The organism is Ignavibacteria bacterium, assembly GCA_036262055.1.
Lineage (GTDB): Bacteria > Bacteroidota > Ignavibacteria > Tepidaquicellales > Tepidaquicellaceae > DATAJP01.
The window spans coordinates 398,443-418,273 of the sequence record DATAJP010000003.1 but is presented as its reverse complement, the minus strand read 5'-3'; the positions used below and the strand labels follow the sequence as shown (position 1 = coordinate 418,273).

Here is a 19,831-nt window from a genome sequence, read left to right as displayed (position 1 = left end):
GATATGGCAAAAACAAAAACATCAAATTTACAGAATTTAAAGCAAAAGAAATCTAAGAAGAGCACTGAACACCTTCATATTTCTTTGACGAAGAAGAATTATTCGATTATAGTTTTAGGAATTATCGTAATTATAATCGGTTATATCCTAATGGATCAAAATTCCGTTGACGGATTTATGCCGACGGTAGTCGCTCCGATTTTATTATTTGTCGGGTATTGCGTAATAATTCCCGTCGGGATATTATTAAAAGATAATCCTTCAAAAGAAACAGCGGATTCAGGTGATTTATCATTTGTGAAAGAGGATGAAACAGGCACGAAACCAAAAGGCAATGTTTCGAGTAACATAAAGACAGCATAAGTTTATTTGTTCTTTAATGGGAATGCAACGGCTTCGACGGGGTGAAAGAGGATTAAAACTGCATATGGTGCTTTCTACCATCACTTGAAAAAAGGTAGAAAAAAAATAACAGCAGACAATACTGCAAATAACTACGCTTTAGCTGCTTAATAAAATCAGCTAATCGTTCTTAAGGTCTTTTCTCACGGGATTTTAAGAACGTCAACTAAGTGAGAGTAGGTTAATGCTTTGACAACGCGTTTTAACCGAAATTCAGTTGTCTGGCAGTTGTGAATTTTGTTTGTTTAATAGCAGCTGCAAGATTATTAAATAAACTAAATATGTAGACGTTTTAGTTGGCTTCACTTCGGACCCGGGTTCGACTCCCGGCATTTCCACAATACCTCAAATTTCTTCGCTACTTCTTCAGGCGTTATAGAAGTAATTGATTCAGGATTATCTGAAATTATCACCTCACTTTTATCTGATAACGGCTTAAATCTTTCTAAATTCCACTCAACATTATTATACAATCCTATTACAGGCACATTAAAGGCAGATGCCATATGAATTATAGCTGTATCAGGTGAAATAACCAAACGGGACAGATAAATTTCCTTAACTTTCTTTGTTAAACTGTATTTATTGATAGATATTTTTTTATTTAGATTATGGTTTAAATAATCAGCCGTAACCTCATTATTTTTATCATATATAACGCGAATTTTGGAAGTATATTCTTGTATGGTTTCAATTAATTTTTTCCAATTTTCGGGAGTCCAATCTCTGGATGACAATCCGGGAGAAATATTTATCAATACATCAATTTTTTTAAACCTGCTTTTATCTTTCAGGAATGAATCGAGAACAGGTCTTTCATAAAATGGCATAAAATCCGGTTTAAAATAATACAAAGGCGCTGTATTTATTTTAACAGCATGATTGCCTTTTTTGTAATCATTTAATGCTATATCAAACAACTTTTTATCTGAATTATATCCTATTGACGTTTTGTATTTAATGCGCTTAAGAAGCTGTTCGGTAGTTCTTGAGTATTCCGGTTTGGTTTCAATTACGTAGTCAAATTTTATCCGTCTTAATTTCAGTAATAAAAGTAATATTGAGAAAATATTTTTTTTGTATATATAAAACTGCTTTATGAACGGAATGCTTAAAGGAATTTCATAATTTCTTTCACTGGCAAGAACATACAGTTTATAATCCGGAAAATTTCGGTTGAGTTCATAAAACAGGGGAGTTGTTAAAATCATATCCCCAAGCTTACCTGTTTGAATTATGAGGATTGATTTGGTGGAGTTCATAGCAATAAAAAAAGGCAGCATTTAATGCTGCCATATATAAACTTTATTTCTTCTTTTTTGAGGTCAGTTCGTCTTTTATTTCCTGAAAAGATTTCCGCTTGGGTTTATCCTGTATAACCTCGACACTTCCTTCTTTTTTTGCTTTTAGCTTTGTTTCATACCATTGCTGGATTATTGACAAAAGGTTGAACGTAAAGTAATATAAATTTAAACCTGCAGGAAAACTGAAGAACAAAAGTGTAAGCATAATCGGCATAATATACACCATTGCTTTCTGCTTAGGATCAGTAATGGTCATTTTCTGCTGAATGAACATAGTTATGCCCATCAGGGTTGCAAGCCCCGAAACCTGGTCTATTCCAAAAATCGGGATTTTAAACGGAAGATTAAAAATAACATCCGGTGTTGATAAGTCATGAATCCATAAAATAAATGGCTGCTGTCTCAGCTCGATTGTAGAATTGAAAACCCCGAACAGTGCGTAAAGTATAGGCAGCTGAAGCAGCATTGGCAAACACCCGCCCATCGGATTTATCTTCTCTTCCTTGTAGAGCTTCATAATTTGCTCGTTCATCTTGACGGGGTCATCCTTATATTTCTCGCGGATTGCCGTCATCTTTGGACTTAATTGACCAAGACGCTTCATTGAATCCATTTGCTTCTTGGTTAATGGATTTAATACAATCTTAAGAATCAGAGCAAATACTATGATGACAAAACCGAAATTCGGAATGAACGTATGCAGGAAATTAAACAACGGCATAATGACCCATTGCGCAATAGGTCTCACGATAAAATCGAGAGCAAATGATTGCACAAGCTGAAGCTCCATGTTATAACTTTTCAGAATGTTATAATCAATCGGAGACAAAAGAATAATAAACTTATCATTGTTAACTTTATCGTTTTTGATGTCCATCTTTACTGCAATGGAATATTCTTTTCGCTGTCCTGCATCTTTCAGATGAGTGTTTATTCCTTCAAGATATGCCCCGTCTCCCTTGCGTGAAGTCGGTATTAAAAAAACGCCAAAATATTTATTACGTGAAGCAACATAATCTGTATTGCCGTTATAATCTCCGACGGTTTCTTTCTCAAAATCTGTTGCATCTATATCTTCAAGCTCACCTCCAAGGTAGGCATATGCCTTTTCATAGGAAGCTTCAACGTCGCTTCGTCCTTCGGTTAAATTCAATGACGAACCCCATACAAGCTGGTATTTAGCATCGGAAATATATGCGATTGAATTTACTAATTCGTAGTTAACGTCGAACTCATAAGAATCTTTTTTAAACGTATAAATGATTTTTATCTGCTGAGTTTTTGCCGAATCAATGTTTAAAAGATATTCAAGCTTATACTCCGCATTATCATTCAGGTTAATACTGTCCCATGGTTGATATGCAGAACTGAAAACAAGGTCTTTTGTGTCAATCATTTTTCCGTCTTTTGACGTGAAGATGATGTGAAGCTCTTTGCCTTTTTTCCAGTCAACAAGCTGAACGGGATGACCATCATAAGTGTTGAATTTCTTGGTTATAAACTTTGTAAGTGTACCGCCGTAATTCGAGAATTCCATTATAACGAGGTCGTTCTGGATAACAATATTTTTCTGACCCGTTATGTTATTGTCTTTGTCATATTGAACAGCATGTTTATAAAACGCATTCCCAAACTCGGAAGAATATTTTTCAATGCTGAGTGAATCATTAGCAGCTTTTTGCGTTGTATCCTTAGTTTTAACGGAATCTTTTACGGGAATATTTTTTATAGAACCGGTATCGGCGGAAGTTTTTGTAGTAGTGTCTGTTTGAGTAACAGGAGGTTTTACAGGTTGAACTTTCTTTTGTTGTTCCGAGGTCCAGTATAGCCATCCGAGAAGAACCACGCCTATTAATACAAATGCACCTATTGTTTTCTTATCCATTAAAAATTAAAATTTAGTGTTTGTGGTTGCATGGAACCGGGTCATAACCGCCTTTTGAAAAGGGATTACACCTTAAAATTCTTTTTGTTGTCAGATAAATACCTGCAAGAACACCTCTTTTCTCAAACGCTTCGATTGCATAATTGGAACACGTGGGATAAAACTTACATGAGTTTCCCATAAGAGGTGATAAAGTAATCTGATATAACTTTATGATTAAAATAAAAGGTGTTGAGAGAGATAATTTCATCGATTCTTAATTCTTTGCCTGTAATATCTTTGTTAATAACTCATCAAAATCGGAAGAAAATTCTATGAAATTAAATTTATCTTCCTGAAAAATTTTTTTCTGTCCTTCTTTCCGGAAAGAAAAAATTATGTTAACATTCTTTTTTAAATCGGAGAGCCGGTATTTCCTTTTACGATAAAGCTCACGGAACAAACGTTTAATCTTGTTGCGCTGTGTTGCTTTGTTCACGTTTTTTTTAGAAACTAAAAAGCCCACCTTTACATTTCCTGACGGTGGGCGATTTTCGGACTCATCGAAGATTGTGAAATTCACAAATGCTTTAAAAAAAACTGACTTATACTTTACTGAATTATCTAAAACTTCTTTAAACTTATTGAAGCCCCTTACAATTTCATCTTTGGAGAGTGAATAATCAATGTATTCAGTTCCGTTGACGGAGGCATTCATATTATGCTCTGCGTGTATATTCGTCGCTGACTGTTAGTTTTTTTCTGCCTTTTTTTCTTCTGCTTGCCAAGACTTTTCTTCCGTTTTTAGTGGACATTCTTTCCCTAAATCCGTGTTTATTTTTTCTTTTTCTGTTGCTTGGTTGATATGTTCTTTTCATAATTTTATGTTAATCATTAAATTAAGCATAATTTGATTTTTTTTCAATGGGATAAGGAAGGGATAATTGAGGTTTTTTTGCAGTTTTTCATTTTGGGTAGGACAGACATTCTGTCTGTCCGGACAGGCAGGAATGCCTGTCCTACCAAATAAAATTTTACGTTGTCTTCAAAGAAACCGAATTCTTATCCTTTCTTGATAAATACAGCAAAATTCCTGCAATTATCATAAATACTGAAATAAGCTGCGCTTGTGATAGTCCAAAAACTACATGCGGATTAAGTCTAATGAATTCGACGAGAAGACGTGCTACTCCGACGAGAACTAAATAAACCGAAAAGACCTGACCGTTGAAAGTTTTTCTATCTTTGAGCTTCCATAAATAAAGGAAAATAAAAATTGCTACAACAAGTTCATATAATGGTGTCGGCTGGACAAGAACTCCGGGTGGAGTGGGGACTGTACCGTTTGCATAGCTGTATCCCAAAAATTCCCATATGGTGCCATTGACTGATATTCCGTAATCACCATCTCCGGATAAATGACATCCTATCCGCGCTATGCCGTACCCAAGAGCGGCTGCGGGGGAGAGCAAATCGAATAAACCCAGCACGGAGATTTTTTTTATTTTGCAATAAACAATTAAAGAGATAGCAGCGCAAACTAATCCGCCGTAAAACGTCAAGCCGGATGGAGAAAATAAAATATCTGGAGCCATCAAAGCAGAAAAAGGAAGTCCGCTTCCAAAATTCCATTCTTCGAGAATATAAAATAACTTTGCGCCGACAAGCCCGGAAATCAAAGCAATGAACGTAACATTAACCCCGATGCCTTCATCCATTTTATTTGCCCGGAGCTGGCGGACAAGAATTGAGTTGCCCACAAGAAATGCAATGCCCAGCATTAAGCCATAGCTATAAACAGGAACAGGACCGATTTCAAAAAGTTTTGGAAACATTATTTCGTAGTAATATTAATAAATTTATCAATTTTTGCATCAGGACTTTTTCCTAATTTTAATTCAGAGTCCGTTACTTTCAATTTAAATTGATTTTTTTGTTTTTTGTTATTACTGATTAACAGTTCATAATCTTTATTTTCAAAATCATAAAATTTATATTGATAGCCGGCGGTTCCGGAATGCGAGAATGAAATTACAGGAGCGGAAAGCCCTTCTATTTTGAATGTTAATTGATTTTTGTTTTTGTTGAATAAGGAAATAATATCAATTTTATATTCATAAGTGATAAATTCCTTTACTGTCTGAAAATCAAAAAGAATATAATCTTTCCCGGTAAGCATATCAGTTTCTTTTGATATTTCTAAGCTGTACTCAAATTCTTTCTTTTCAGGTCGGACTTGTTTTGTTCTCATTAAGTATTAAATTAACCTTGTAAAGTTTTAATTATAGAATCAATGTCGTCGAGTCTTATTTCCGTTTCATTCCCGTCTTCCATTCGTTTCAATTTTGCAGTTCGTGAATTTAACTCCTCATCAGCAATGACAAGAACATAACGTGAGTTATATTTATTTGCTTCCTTCATCTGTGATTTAATGCTGCGGTTAAGAAAATCCGTTTCGCAAATAAATGCGTTTTGACGCAAAGCATTTATTTTTGTTAAAGCAAACTCTTTTGCTTTATCTCCGAGTGTTATTAAATATAAATCAATATTTTTTTCTTCGGGGAATTTAAATCCCGATACATCTGCAACCATTAACAAGCGTTCAATTCCGCAAGCAAAACCAATTGAAGGCGTTGGCTTTCCGCCAAGAATTTCAATTAAGTTATCATATCTGCCGCCGCCAAGAATTGCATTTTGCGCACCGAGCTTATCGGACTGAAACTCAAAAGTAGTGTTAGTATAATAATCCAATCCCCGAACAAGAAGATAATCAACTTCATACTTTATGTTTTGGACTGATAGCAAAGATAAAAGTTTCTCAAAATCTTTTTGTGTTTCAGGTTTTAAAAAATTGTTAATCGTCGGAGCATTTTTTATGATTTCTTTCTCTTTTGGATCTTTGGTGTCGAGTATTCTTAAAGGATTTTTTTCAAAACGTGTTTTGCTGGTTTCAGATAAATCGTTATAATGATTTTGCAAATAATCTTTTAATGCTTTTACATAATCTTTGCGTTCGTCGCGTGAGCCGATATTGTTTATCTTAACAACATAATCTTTTGTGTTCAATTCTTTAAGAATGCTGTCGGCAATTGCAATCATTTCCGCATCGATATAAACGTCCGAACTGCCGATTGCCTCTGCGCCGAACTGCCAGAATTCCCTGAATCTTCCTGCCTGCGGACGTTCATGACGGAACATATTACCGATATAAAATAATTTCTTAAGAGGGGAATCATTGAACATACTGTTTTCAAGATATGCGCGTATTACGGGTGCAGTAAGCTCAGGTCTTAAAGTAAATTTACCTTCATCGAACGAATACATTTCCTTTGAGACGATGTCCGTTTCCTCACCGATGCCTCGTTTGAAAAGTTCTGTCTGTTCAAATGCAGGCGTAAGTATTTCCTTATAATTATATCTCTGGAAAACATTGCGGATTATACCGAATAAAACATTACGCTTATGAGCATCGGATGGTAAAATATCGTATGTGCCTTTAGGGCGATTTATCATAGGTTACAAGATAGATTACAAATTACTTTTATTAGATTAAAACTGAAAGGTTAAAAGGGAGGAGCGGATAAGAAAAATAAAAACGTAGAGACGCAAAATGTTGCGTCTCTACGAGAAAAAGAATTATTTCACTAACATCATTTTCTTTATGTCAGAGATGTAATTTCCGTTAAGACCTGCAAACTCAAGCTTATAGAAATATAATCCTGAAGTTAGGTTTTTAGCGTTGAAGTCAACCTGATATTCACCTGTTGTTAATTGTGAATTTACCAAAGTTGAAACTTCTTTTCCGAGTGTGTTATAAATTTTCAAAGTTACATTTCCGTTTGAAGGAACGCTGAACTTAATGTTTGTTGTCGGATTGAAAGGATTTGGATAATTTTGTGAAAGCTTAAATGATTCAGCAACTGTGTTTGTATTTTCAATGCTTGTCATGATACCTGCCCATGTTTTTGCAACTCTGAAACCGTCGATAATCATATAAGGAGCTGTGGTAGCGCTTCCTTGTCTCACTGCAACTCTTCCATAATTGGTAAGGTCATTTGCTGTTGAAGTAACTGAAGGAATTGTAGCAGTTCCCGGTTCGGTTGGAGGAATAGCTCCGCTAAACGCATATAAACTTAAGTTATCATTGCCTGTTCCTGAAACGAATTCGTATTTTACGATTACAACATAAGTAGTGCCTCTTGTATAAACAGCATTTGAATATGCAATTCCTGTTGCTGCTGTTCCTTTGCTTAATGCGATTCTAAATCCGCCCGTTGTGTCACTTATGTAAGTTCTTGCAGTATAGAAAGTTGTTGAATTTGAAGGAAGCATTGCAAAGAAATAATCTCCGCCTGCTCTTGAGGTATCAACACGAATCATGAATGCGGTATAAAATGTTCCGACGCTATCCTGAACGAATCCTTTGTAAGCATCGTTACCTGTAGATTTCAAAGTAAGGGCGTTGCCAACTCCCGAACCCGGATAACCGGTGTAAGTTAATCCCGGTGCAGTGACTAACAATGGATTTACTGCTCCTGTGTTATATACCCATCCGTGAGCACCGATTGAGTCACCGGCGGTGTAATCGAAATTTTCAATGAATAAAGTTTGTGAATTAGCGCTTCCAAACGCTAAAAAAAGAAAAAGAAAAGCGTAAATGAATTTTTTCATGTTTGTGTTTATTGTTTAAATTATTATTAAAACTTTTGAGGTATTGAGACTGATTATATGCGATAAAATAACAAAATAAGAGCTCAAAAACTACTCTGGTTTTTATTACAAATTTAAGAAATAAAGGTAACCCAAATGTAAAGTTAAGATTAAGTTTTTGGGAAAGTGAATTTTAAGGGAATTTAGTTTGGCGTTTATAAATCGTATATTTGTATGATTTACCCAAAAATATCAATTTTAATTTTAAATGACAGAGTTTTTTAAATCGGATTTTGAATTCCAGAACAGGCACATAGGACCTGATAACCAGGAAATAAATGAAATGCTTGCAGAAATAAACTGCGAGTCAGTTGATAAGCTTATTGAAGAGACAATTCCTCAGAGCATACGCAATATATCAGAGTTGAATTTAGGAAGACCACTGAGTGAAGATGAGTTTTTGAAATTCATAAGAGAAACTGCAAAGAAGAATAAAGTTTTTAAATCTTATATCGGATTGGGATATAATCCGACGATTACTCCAACTGTAATTTTAAGAAACATTTTTCAAAACCCGGGCTGGTATACACAATACACTCCTTACCAGGCAGAAATAAGCCAGGGACGTCTCGAAGCATTGTTGAATTTCCAGACGATGGTTATTGATTTAACAGGAATGCAGATTGCAAACGCATCACTTCTTGATGAAGGCACTGCAGCTTCTGAGGCAATGCTTATGTTTTCGCATCTTGCTTCTCAAAATAAATCTACCGCAAATAAATTTTTTGTTTCTGATGAATGTCTCCCGCAGACAATTGATGTAGTAAAAGCAAGGGCAGTCCCGTTGAATATCGAAGTTGAAGTCGGTGATTTGAAAAAAATAAATATCGATGGCGGTTATTTAGGAGTTCTTGCTCAATACCCGGGAACTGACGGAAACATTGAAGATTATTCAGAACTTTTTGCAAAACTAAAAGAAAAAAATATTTTCATTGCAGTTGCAGCTGATATAATGAGTCTTGCATTGCTTACTCCTCCGGGAGAACTTGGTGCGGATGCTGTTGTGGGTTCGACTCAGAGATTTGGTGTCCCGATGGGATATGGAGGTCCTCACGCGGCATATTTTGCAACGCTCGATAAATATAAAAGATATGTTCCGGGCAGAATAATCGGTGTTTCAATCGATGCACAGGGAAACCGTGCTTACAGAATGGCATTACAGACACGTGAACAGCATATAAAACGTGATAAAGCAACAAGCAATATTTGCACAGCTCAGGTTCTGCTTGCTGTTATTGCAGGAATGTATGGAGTTTATCATGGACCTGACGGATTAAAAAATATTGCAAGCAAAATTAACAAACTTGCGTTTATGACTGACCTTAATCTGAAAAAACTCGGCTATGAACAGATGAATGAATTTTATTTTGATACGCTGAAAGTAAAAATTGAAGATGCAGAACTTCTGAATAAGATAAAAAAGAATGCCGAAGACAAGCAGATGAATTTCAGATATGGAAAAGACTTTATTACCATTTCAATTAACGAAGCAACAACAGTAGAAGATGTAAAAGAAATTGCTAAAGTTTTTGCTAAGTCGCAAAATAAGCTCGTAGATTTTGAAGAAGCATTCGAAGATTACTCAACTCTTCCGACAAGTTTAATCAGAAGCAGTAATTATATGTTTCATCCTGTTTTCAAAACTCATCGTTCGGAAACAGAAATGCTCCGCTACATAAAAGAGCTTGAGAATAAAGATTTATCTCTTACACATTCAATGATACCGCTGGGTTCATGCACGATGAAACTGAATGCAACAACTGAAATGCTTCCGATTACCATTCCTGCTTATAGTGAAATGCATCCGTTTGCTCCTGTTGAACAGGCAAAAGGTTATCAGGAAATCATTGCCGAGCTTGAAAACGAGCTTGCAGAAATAACCGGACTTCCGGGAGTTTCATTACAGCCGAACTCAGGTGCGCAAGGGGAGTATGCGGGTCTGCTTGTAATTAGAGCATACCATTTGAATAATGGTGACACTCAAAGAAATGTCTGCATAATTCCTTCATCGGCTCACGGCACAAATCCTGCAAGCGCTGTTATGGCAGGAATGAAAGTTATTGTTGTCGGATGTGATACGAATGGAAATATTATGCTTGATGATTTGAGAAAAAAAGCTGAACAACATAAGGATACTTTAGCTGCGTTAATGGTTACTTATCCTTCGACTCACGGAGTATTTGAAGAAGAGATTCAGGAGATTTGCAAAATCATTCATGATAACGGCGGACAGGTTTATATGGACGGAGCGAATATGAATGCACAGGTTGGGCTAACAAGTCCTAAAATGATTGGTGCTGATGTTTGCCACTTAAACTTACATAAAACATTCTGCATACCTCACGGCGGCGGCGGACCCGGAATGGGACCCATCTGCGTTGCAGAACACTTAAAAGAATTTTTACCGTCTAATCCGGTTATTCCAACCGGCGGAAGTAAAGCGATACCTGCAGTTTCTGCAGCTCCATGGGGAAGCGCAAGCATTCTTTTGATTTCATATGCTTACATAAAAATGATGGGAGCTGAAGGATTAACCAACGCAACCAAGATCGCAATCTTAAATGCAAATTATATAAAAGAAAAATTAGCTCCTTATTATAAAGCATTGTATTCCGGCAAAAACGGAAGAGTAGCACATGAGATGATTCTTGATTGCAGAGATTTCAAAACATCAGCAAAAGTTGAAGTAGAGGATATTGCAAAGAGATTAATGGACTATGGTTTCCATGCTCCGACAGTCAGCTTTCCTGTTCCCGGAACGTTGATGATTGAACCGACTGAAAGCGAAGCAAAAGCTGAAATGGACAGATTCGTTGAGGCAATGATTGCAATTAGAAAAGAAATCGAAGAAATCGAAAAAGGCGAAGCCGATATGACAGATAATTTTTTGAAAAATGCTCCTCATACGGCATTGGAGGTAACGAGTGATAACTGGTCACATCCTTATATGCGTGAAAGAGCGGCTTTCCCGACGGATTTCACAAAGAAAAACAAATTCTGGCCTCCTGTTAGCAGAATTAACAATGCTTACGGCGATAGAAACTTGATTTGCTCATGTAATCCAATATCGGATTATGTGGAAATTGAAGCAACGTAAATAATTCTATTTCAATTCCTCCTTTGGAGGGGGATTAAGGGGGAGGATATGTTTTATTAAAACTACTGGGATTCCCGCTTTCGCGGGAATGACTTCTTAGTTAATGGAAGAATTGCTTAATTGAAAATAATTTTCAATTTTTATATTTTAGACTAACTTAAATAATTATACAAATGATGCAAACAGAATTATTTGTTACAGAAATAAATGATAAAATCGCGAGCAAGAGCTTATTAAATCATCCGTTTTATCAGAAATGGAATGAAGGTACTCTTACTCAGGAAATGTTAAAGGAATACGCAAAACAATATTATCACTTCGTAAAACACTTCCCGAGATTTGTTAGCTGTGTTCACTCAAATTGCGATGACTTCAAGACAAGAGAGATGCTTATGGCTAACCTTGCTGATGAGGAAGGATATAAATCAGAGTTTAAAAATCATCCTGCGCTCTGGATGGATTTTGCAAAGAGCTTAGGATTGAAAGAAGACGAAGTAAGAAATACAACCCCGCTTAGAGAAACAGAATATCTCGTTGACGGAATGTATGAGCTTTCACGTTCAAACGAATCACAGCTTGGAATAGCTGCTTTATATGCATATGAATCACAGGTTCCTGAAATTTCAAAAACTAAAATTGATGGTTTGAATAAATTCTATGGAATTAACAAACCTGAAGACATTGCATATTTCACTGTTCACGAAGAGTTCGATGTTTATCACTCAAAAGAAGAGCTTGATGCAATAATTGCAAGCTGTAAAACAGAGGAAGACCAAAAAAGAGTCGTTACTACTGTTGATGAAGCTGCTGCTTTGCAGTGGAATTTCCTTGACGGAATTTATAACACATATTGCGTTAATTAATTGAAATTTTTTATTGAAGCTAAGGGTTTAAATTAATAAATTTAAACCCTTTTTTTATTTATATATGTTGGTGATGTTAAATGAAAAAGGAATAGGAGATAATTGTGGATATCATTGAAGATGTTCTCAGCAAATATAAGAAGATAGCAGTAGTTGGCATGTCTGATAATCCGGCTCGTGACAGCTTAAAGATTGCACGGTACATGCACAAACAAGGATATACAGTTTATGGAGTTAACCCTAAGTTAGACGGAAAAGTTGTCGATGGAATGAAATGTTATTCAGTATTAAAAGACATTCCCGATACGATAGAAATAGTTGACATATTCAGAAGACCTGATGCTGTTGTCGGAGTTGTAGAAGAAGTTCTTAAACTAGACTATAAAGTGCCTGTTATCTGGACACAAATTGGTGTTGGTAATCCTGAAGCACAAAGAATTGCCGAGGACAACGGCATAATTTACATAGACAACAGGTGTTTATATATCGAACACTCAAATTTATAATTAATTAGAATTAAAATTGAATCTGAAAGAATCCTCAACAAAATTATATTTTCAGATAGCGTCTTTCATAATTCCGCTTATTGTTTACATTTATACACTTGCTCCTACTGTTTCATTTATTGACTCAGGCGAGCTTGCAACCGTCTGCATAAAGCTCGGTGTTGCTCACCCGACAGGATACCCGCTTTTTACCATCTTAGGAAACGTGTTTTCTAAGATGCCGATAGGAGAGGAAATCTACCGTCTTAATCTAATGTGCGCGGTTATATCTTCGCTTGCTTGTGTGATGTTTTTCAATCTTTTGGCTTATCTTTTTACCAGCAAAAACATATTAGAAAATTGTTTACCCAAAAGTGTTAGTGACAAGAAGAATATATATGTTATATCGCTGATTTCGACTTTAACATTAGCGTTCTCAATTACGTTTTGGTCATCGAGTAATGCAATCGAAGTTTATGCTTTGCACATATTTTTTCTTGTAACAATAATCTATATTTTCTTAAAAGCTTGTTTTGAAGGTAATGCAAAATACTGGTTATTATTCGGGTTTGTGCTTGGGCTTAGCTTCACAAATCACCTTACTACTATATTTCTCAGCATCGGCACATTATATCTCTTTTTTTCAATAAATGGATTCAATCAGGCAGCTTTCAAAAAAATTTTATGGATAGCGGTATTTTTCATAATCGGATTGACGGTATATATTTATCTGCCTGTGAGAGCTGATAACGGGGTTTTAAGCTGGGGGAATCCTCATGATTGGGAAAATTTTTACAGACATGTATCGGGCAAGCAGTTTAGTGTATGGATGTTTTCTTCATCTGAAAATGCAGCAAAACAATTCGGATATTTTACAAATTCTTTCCCTAAAGAATTTGGATATGTATTCCTGATACTTGCAATATCCGGTGTTATCAGACTATTTCAGGCAAACAGAAAAGTTTTTTATTATACTTTTCTGCTTTTCATTTTTACGGTCTTATATGCAATAAATTATGATATATACGATATAGATTCGTATTTTCTCTTAGCGTACATTGTTTCGGGAATTTGGATTGCCTTCGGATTGTTATTTTTATATGAGAAGTTGGATTTTTTCAGGAAGTTTGTCTATATAGGTCTTGTAATTCCGCTAATATTAATTTATCAGAATTACTCACAGGCAAACGAGAATGATAATTTTTATGTACAGGATTATACTATGAATGTTTTTGCATCAGCGGCTCCGAACGCAATTATTTTTTCTACGCAATGGGATTTTTGGGTCTCGGCATCGTTTTATTATCAATATGTTGAGAACATAAGACCCGACATAATTGTCATTGATAAAGAACTTCTAAGACGCGGCTGGTATTTAAATCATATTGAAAAAAATTATTCTGAGGTTTATAATAATTCGAGAGCTGAGTTTGAAGCATATAAAACAGAACTGACAAAGTTTGAAAGGTTTACTGACCGGTATACAAAGCCAAGCACTGAGGCAGACCGTCAAGACCTAATGAAGATACAAAATGCTTTTTTGAAATTATTGCAATCATTACCGGCAAAAAATCAAACCAGACCTTTTTATACAACGTTTGAAATAGAGCAATCAGCGGCTCAGGAAAGATTTGGTGCTGACATGAAACGAATTCCTCAGGGCTTATTGGTAAGATATACGACGGAAACAGGATTTGATAATTACACGGAACCTGATTTTAAGTTTGAAGCTACAAAACAGGAAGGTTATCATTATGAATTTCTGATGACTGCATATTTTAATGCCTATCTCAACCGTGCAAATTATCTGATGAATTTTGGCAAGTATGATGAGGCAGAAGCATTAATCAATAAAGCATTTGCTTTGGAGGTGCCTCAGAGCCAGGATGCATACCGTTTGTTAAATAAATTAAAAGAACTTAGAAGCTTACAGCAAAAAAATTGAAATATGTTTCATCAATATTATTTTTATTATTAATTTTATCTTTAATATCCGCACATAATTTCTGCTACTCTCAGGAACCGGGAACAAAAAAAGAAATAATAATAGATGAAGTTATTATTACGGGAAATGAAGTAACAGAAAAAGAAATAATCCTTCGTGAAATTGAAAGCAAGCCCGGAAAAACTCTTGACCTTGTAACTCTAAAAGAAGACGTCGACCGTCTTAATAATCTGAAATTATTTACAAAAGTCGATATTATCCCGGTTCCAGTATCTAACGATAGCATGAAACTTATATTTGACGTTCAAGAATCGTTTTATATTATCCCTGTTCCGCAAGGCGGAATTAAAGAGGGGAGTCTAAAAAAAGTATGGGTCGGGTTAAAGCTTAACTGGAAAAATTTCAGGGGACGAAACGAAGATTTGAATTTCAGTTTTGGCATTGGTTATGAACCTTTTGTTAGAGCTTCATATTCTGTCCCATGGATTACACAAAACAGATTTTTTACTTCATTCAGTGCCGGATACTCGAGAACATATAATTTGATTTATGATACATCAACTGCTCCTGTTAATTTAAAAGATGCACCGCGTTACAGCGCAGACAATTATAATGCAGCCGTAGAGTTCGGCAAAAAATTTGACAGAAGTAATTCACTTTCGCTGGGTTTAGGGTATAATTCAATTAATCTTTCCGAATATGTTATAGGAAGAACGCTATCACCAAACGCCAAAGATAGATATATGACTTTGAATCTTAATTATATCAGAGACACACGTGATTTATTTGCATATCCTCTCAGCGGAACTTTGGTTGAGGCAGGATATTCAAAATATGGAATTGCAAATCGTTACATTGATTTTAACCGCATGCGAGCTGATGTTCGGAGATATATTCTCATAAAATTGTCTGACGATTATGCAGTAACATGGGCAAACAGAGTGAACGGAATAATTTCTTTTGGCGGCGCTATACCGAGTTACTTAAAAGAAGCATTCGGCTTTAGCAGGGTAATTCGCGGATGGGATGATGTTGCATTTGAAGGTGATAATTTGCTTGGTGTATTTACCGAATTACGTGTTCCTGTTATACAACCGTTTTTTGTCAGCGGAACGGACATACCTTTGATAAAAAACATTTCTTTCTTAAAAGAAATGAGTTATAAATTCGGGTTATACACAACATTATTTTTCGATATGGGCGGAGTGTGGAATAAAAGTGATAAACTTTCTAAAACTCAGTTCAGAAGAGGTTTCGGTATAGGATTAAATGCACTATTGCCCTTTAATTTTGTGGGACGAATGGATTGGGCATTCAGACGGGAAAATGATAAGTATAAAGGTCAGATTATTTTTAATTTAGGAGCTTCCTTCTGATATGGAATATTATTACACTCCTAAAGAAAACATTAATAAGAATTATTTGTATATAATTGGAGATGAGCGCAAGCATCTTGCAAAGGTTCTTAGAAAAAAGATAGGTGATAAAATTGAAGTTACTGACGGTGAGTTAAGTGTTTATGAATGCAAAATTATCGAAATTGAAAAAGAGCGGATAAAATGTGAAATTATAAATAAGAAGCATAACGTAAACGAACCTGCGTTAAAAATCAGGTTGTTTATAGGACAGCTGCGAAACCATGACAGGTTTGAATTTGCAATAGAAAAAGCAGTTGAGCTGGGAGTAAATCAAATTTACCCGGTCATTTCTAAATACACGGTTACCAACGAAAAATTAAATGAAACAAAACTTAAAAGGTTAAGTAAAATTATCATCTCTGCAATGTCGCAGTCGCAGAGGTGTTTTTTACCTATTCTTCATAAATCGGTTAGTTTTGATGAGTTGCTTGAATTGACGCGAAACGATAAAGAGAAAATTGTGATGTATGAATTCTCAGGTTCGGAAAACAAGCTTGATGAAAAAATCTCTTCGGATACGATTAATTTGCTGATTGGTCCTGAGGGAGGTTTTTCTGAAGATGAAATAAATCAGCTTAAAAATAACGGGTGGAAAGTTAAATCACTCGGAGAAAGAAAATTAAGAGCTGAAACTGCCGCCATAGTTTCCCTATACAGAATATTAAACAATTAAAAATAACAGTATGAAAATTAAATTTACCCTTTTTGTTTTATTTGCTCTTCTTTTAGGTTCAGGTTCTAAATCTTACGCACAGTTTGATAAGCCGTCGTTTCAGTTGAGCATCGGTATTTCCGAGCCTCTTGACCAGTTGAAAGGGGGCAACTATTATTATTTTACCAATAAATTTGATACGATGACTTTTTCTCAGCAGCTTATGTTTATTGATACCAATTTTATGACTCATGATTACAGGGCAAAGACAGGAATAAATATTAACGGCGCAGCAAAAATTAACTTCGATAAATACTCTATTGTAAGAGGTGTAGCGTTTGCATCATTTAATTCCTTCAATACATTTCAAAGCAGCGTTACGGGAAATACGCTTACGACTTTTTCACAGGGAACAAGCAATGTCTTTGTGCCCGCATCCGTAACATTTAATTACAGCTTAAGCGTTTTTTCATTAGGTGTCGGACTTGAAATTGCACCTACCTCCTTCACCAATCTTATATCTCCATTTTTCGGAGCAAATGTATCAATGAATTTCATAAATGCTGAACTTGAAAGAACGAGCGGTTCAAGAATTGATACACCTCGTGTGACCGCAAACGGAACACGTTTTGGTGCTAATCTTACCGGAGGAATTGAATTCAAAATCAATCCTCAATTTGGAATTATGCTGGGTGCAAAATATGATATGGCGAATTTACTGGGCAAAGGTACAAATCAGTCAATGAATGACCCTGTTATTTGGGGTTCAAGCAACGCTTCATTGAACGATGAAAACGGACCATTTTATTCTAACGTTTATTTGCCGATGAATTTAGCGCCAAGATTTACACCCTATCAGGCGCAAGATAAGAAAATCAATTGGTTATCATTTTTTGTTGGAGTAAATTTTTATCCAAGTTCCCTCACGGGTAAAAAGTAACAAGCCGTTTTAATTTTTTAATGTAATTTGTTTTAATTATTTTGAGTCATTCTCGGGGGAGAAAGGATTATCAATAAATTAAACTGTTACTTTATGAAAAAATTTATAATTCTTTTTTTACTTTTTGCCGCAATCGGATGCGGAAAAAAAACCGAACAAAATAATCAGACCGGCAACCAGACAAATACAACGGGCTCGACTGCAGGAAATGATTTGGCTGTAAAAGGAAAAGAAATTTTCTATATGAAGTCTGATGTGAACAACCTCGCCTGCGCCGACTGCCACAGCGACGGGACTAACTCGGGAAATTCACTTACACAATATTTTTCAAATGTAATAAAAGCAGACAAGCGCGCCTCGACATACTCAGGCAAGTTCACGGGGGATGCTGTTAAGCAAAATGCCGGCGGAGCTACAGTTTGTTATAAATCATATCTTAAGAAAAAAGAAGATATGCCGAGTGATATGATTAATGCGTTGAATGCTTATTATGAATCACTTCCGGGTAATGATACTGCTGTAATGGTTTATCAGACCATTGCTCTTCCGACAAGAGATAAAACAAAATTGGCACCTTTGCAGGAGCAGATAGGGAAGCTTACCGGCAATGCTGACAATGGAAAGATGCTTTTTGATAAAGCCTGCGGCTTGTGTCATAACCCTGACAGCAAAATAAAAAAAGTACCTGATTTGTTCGATGATTTTGAAGGAAATTATAAAAGCGTCTCATATAATGTTTATCTCGGTGACGGTCAGATGCCTTTTTATCACATGGATAAATTATCTCCTCAGGATATTGCCGATTTAACTGCGTTCCTTACTGCAAAAAAATAACAATGAAGACTTTAGGACTTATAGGCGGGTTGAGCTATGTTTCGACTCTGACTTATTATAAAACAATTAACGAACTTACATACGAGAAGCTTGGCGGAGAAAATTCTGCCAGGCTTCTTCTTTATTCATTAAATTTTCAGGATTACCGGACGTTTGCCGATTCAGGAAACTGGCAGGGAATGGAAGATAGTCTGACGGAAATTTCGGGCTTACTCGAAAATGCAGGAGCGCAATGCATAGTGATTTGTTCAAATACTCCTCATTTACTTGCGGATAAAGTGCGCAAAAGAATTAATCTTCCTTTAATTCACATTGCAGAAGAAACAGGAAAAGAAATTAAGAAAAACAATATTAAGAAAATAGGTCTGCTCGGAACGAAGTTTACGATGGACAGCAAATTTTATAATGAAAAACTCGCACAGCTTGGAATTGAAACCATCATTCCTGATGAAAAGGACAGAGCATACATTCATCACACGATTATTAATGAATTCTGCAAAGATATTTTCAAACCTGAAACAAAACAGGGATATCTTAACATAATCGATAAGCTGAAGCAGCAGGGAATAGAAGGAGTTATATTAGGATGTACTGAAATTAATTTACTTCTTAATCAAAAAGATTTGGATATAAAAGTTTTTGACACGATACAAATTCACTGCAAAGCCGCGGTTGACTTTTCACTTTCCTAAAATGGAATTAATTTTCATTTCTTGCCGTTTTAATATATAAACTTTAATAAAATTATGAGAAAAGATTTAGTAGTTGAAGAATCTGTTGACGTTAATGCAAGCGTTGAAAAAGTATGGGATGCACTTACAAATCCTGCAATCATAAAAGATTATTTATACGGAACCGATACGATTACTGATTGGAAGCCCGGAAGCAAAATTACTTTTCAGGGTGAGTACGAAGGGAAACAATATAAAGACGGCGGCGAGATACTTGAATTCGTTCCTGAAAAAAAACTTGTTTACACTTACTGGAGCGGTTTCTCAGGATTGGAGAATACACCGGAAAATCATTCCATCATAACCTACACCGTCGATAAAATTTCGGATAACAAGACAAGATTCACCTGGACTCAGAAAGGTTTTGCAGGCGAAGAGCAATATAACCATATGAAAAGCGGTGTAAAAGGATTTTTGCAGGGTGTAAAGAAAGTGATGGAGAGATAAACACTTTTGTCATTCCTGCGAAGGCAGGAATCCAAAGAAATATAAGTATTAAATAAAAAAAGCTTACATTCTAAAATGATTATAGATTGTAAGCTTATTAGATTAAAAATGTTCTTTGCCTGGATTCCAGCTTTCGCTG

The 19,831-nt window shown here is 35.6% G+C and carries 20 protein-coding genes and 1 other RNA gene; 12 read left to right on the top strand and 9 right to left on the bottom strand.

Annotated features, from left to right (window positions below):
• Window positions 1–3 precede the first annotated feature (3 nt).
• Together VHP32_09010 and ssrA are read left to right on the top strand one after the other, a co-directional pair.
• Window positions 4–363, top strand: coding sequence for a hypothetical protein (locus VHP32_09010; GenBank protein ID HEX2788031.1), 360 nt, complete (start codon window positions 4–6; stop codon window positions 361–363).
• A gap of 18 nt (window positions 364–381) precedes the next feature.
• Window positions 382–743: a transfer-messenger RNA gene (gene ssrA / locus VHP32_09005) on the top strand.
• Here ssrA and VHP32_09000 read toward each other — a convergent pair.
• The 9 genes from VHP32_09000 to VHP32_08960 form a co-directional block, all read right to left on the bottom strand.
• Window positions 705–1,685 (bottom strand): glycosyltransferase family 9 protein, encoded by a 981-nt coding sequence (locus tag VHP32_09000; protein ID HEX2788030.1) that lies wholly within the window; start codon window positions 1,683–1,685, stop codon window positions 705–707. The two genes, ssrA and VHP32_09000, sit on opposite strands and share 39 nt — an antisense overlap.
• A gap of 22 nt (window positions 1,686–1,707) precedes the next feature.
• Window positions 1,708–3,591 (bottom strand): membrane protein insertase YidC, encoded by a 1,884-nt coding sequence (gene yidC / locus VHP32_08995; GenBank protein HEX2788029.1) that lies wholly within the window; start codon window positions 3,589–3,591, stop codon window positions 1,708–1,710.
• Between the two features lie 13 nt (window positions 3,592–3,604).
• Complete coding sequence (gene yidD, locus VHP32_08990) at window positions 3,605–3,841, bottom strand: membrane protein insertion efficiency factor YidD (GenBank protein ID HEX2788028.1); 237 nt, start codon at window positions 3,839–3,841, stop codon at window positions 3,605–3,607.
• A gap of 6 nt (window positions 3,842–3,847) precedes the next feature.
• Window positions 3,848–4,288, bottom strand: a complete 441-nt coding sequence (gene rnpA, locus VHP32_08985) for a ribonuclease P protein component (GenBank protein HEX2788027.1) — start codon at window positions 4,286–4,288, stop codon at window positions 3,848–3,850.
• Window position 4,289: 1 nt separating this feature from the next.
• Window positions 4,290–4,448, bottom strand: a complete 159-nt coding sequence (gene rpmH, locus VHP32_08980; GenBank protein ID HEX2788026.1) for a 50S ribosomal protein L34 — start codon at window positions 4,446–4,448, stop codon at window positions 4,290–4,292.
• A gap of 156 nt (window positions 4,449–4,604) precedes the next feature.
• Window positions 4,605–5,405: a prolipoprotein diacylglyceryl transferase gene (locus VHP32_08975; GenBank protein HEX2788025.1), complete on the bottom strand. Its 801-nt coding sequence runs from the start codon at window positions 5,403–5,405 to the stop codon at window positions 4,605–4,607.
• The gene (locus VHP32_08970) at window positions 5,405–5,821 is read right to left on the bottom strand and encodes a hypothetical protein (GenBank protein ID HEX2788024.1); all 417 of its coding nucleotides are present in this window, start codon (window positions 5,819–5,821) and stop codon (window positions 5,405–5,407) included. The genes VHP32_08975 and VHP32_08970 overlap by 1 nt, the downstream gene beginning before the upstream one ends.
• A gap of 11 nt (window positions 5,822–5,832) precedes the next feature.
• Window positions 5,833–7,083 carry a histidine--tRNA ligase gene (gene hisS, locus VHP32_08965; protein ID HEX2788023.1) on the bottom strand — a complete coding sequence of 417 codons (1,251 nt, stop codon included), beginning with the start codon at window positions 7,081–7,083 and terminating at the stop codon, window positions 5,833–5,835.
• Between the two features lie 123 nt (window positions 7,084–7,206).
• On the bottom strand, window positions 7,207–8,241 hold the full coding sequence (locus tag VHP32_08960) for a T9SS type A sorting domain-containing protein (protein HEX2788022.1): 1,035 nt from the start codon (window positions 8,239–8,241) through the stop codon (window positions 7,207–7,209).
• A gap of 247 nt (window positions 8,242–8,488) precedes the next feature.
• Here VHP32_08960 and gcvP point away from each other — a divergent pair, with 247 nt between their 5' ends.
• From gcvP to VHP32_08910, 10 genes are all read left to right on the top strand, one after another.
• Complete coding sequence (gene gcvP / locus VHP32_08955) at window positions 8,489–11,377, top strand: aminomethyl-transferring glycine dehydrogenase (GenBank protein ID HEX2788021.1); 2,889 nt, start codon at window positions 8,489–8,491, stop codon at window positions 11,375–11,377.
• 173 nt (window positions 11,378–11,550) lie between these two features.
• Entirely contained in the window at window positions 11,551–12,240 is a 690-nt protein-coding gene (locus VHP32_08950) for a CADD family putative folate metabolism protein (protein ID HEX2788020.1), read from the top strand.
• 104 nt (window positions 12,241–12,344) lie between these two features.
• Complete coding sequence (locus VHP32_08945) at window positions 12,345–12,746, top strand: CoA-binding protein (protein ID HEX2788019.1); 402 nt, start codon at window positions 12,345–12,347, stop codon at window positions 12,744–12,746.
• 16 nt (window positions 12,747–12,762) lie between these two features.
• The gene (locus VHP32_08940; protein HEX2788018.1) at window positions 12,763–14,670 is read left to right on the top strand and encodes a DUF2723 domain-containing protein; all 1,908 of its coding nucleotides are present in this window, start codon (window positions 12,763–12,765) and stop codon (window positions 14,668–14,670) included.
• Window positions 14,667–16,046: a BamA/TamA family outer membrane protein gene (locus VHP32_08935; GenBank protein ID HEX2788017.1), complete on the top strand. Its 1,380-nt coding sequence runs from the start codon at window positions 14,667–14,669 to the stop codon at window positions 16,044–16,046. The genes VHP32_08940 and VHP32_08935 overlap by 4 nt, the downstream gene beginning before the upstream one ends.
• A gap of 1 nt (window position 16,047) precedes the next feature.
• Window positions 16,048–16,761: an RsmE family RNA methyltransferase gene (locus tag VHP32_08930; protein HEX2788016.1), complete on the top strand. Its 714-nt coding sequence runs from the start codon at window positions 16,048–16,050 to the stop codon at window positions 16,759–16,761.
• A gap of 10 nt (window positions 16,762–16,771) precedes the next feature.
• On the top strand, window positions 16,772–17,680 hold the full coding sequence (locus tag VHP32_08925) for a hypothetical protein (protein HEX2788015.1): 909 nt from the start codon (window positions 16,772–16,774) through the stop codon (window positions 17,678–17,680).
• A gap of 93 nt (window positions 17,681–17,773) precedes the next feature.
• On the top strand, window positions 17,774–18,514 hold the full coding sequence (locus VHP32_08920) for a c-type cytochrome (protein HEX2788014.1): 741 nt from the start codon (window positions 17,774–17,776) through the stop codon (window positions 18,512–18,514).
• 2 nt (window positions 18,515–18,516) lie between these two features.
• Window positions 18,517–19,206, top strand: coding sequence for an aspartate/glutamate racemase family protein (locus tag VHP32_08915; protein ID HEX2788013.1), 690 nt, complete (start codon window positions 18,517–18,519; stop codon window positions 19,204–19,206).
• A 54-nt stretch (window positions 19,207–19,260) separates the two neighbouring features.
• The gene (locus tag VHP32_08910; GenBank protein ID HEX2788012.1) at window positions 19,261–19,692 is read left to right on the top strand and encodes an SRPBCC domain-containing protein; all 432 of its coding nucleotides are present in this window, start codon (window positions 19,261–19,263) and stop codon (window positions 19,690–19,692) included.
• Window positions 19,693–19,831 lie beyond the last annotated feature (139 nt).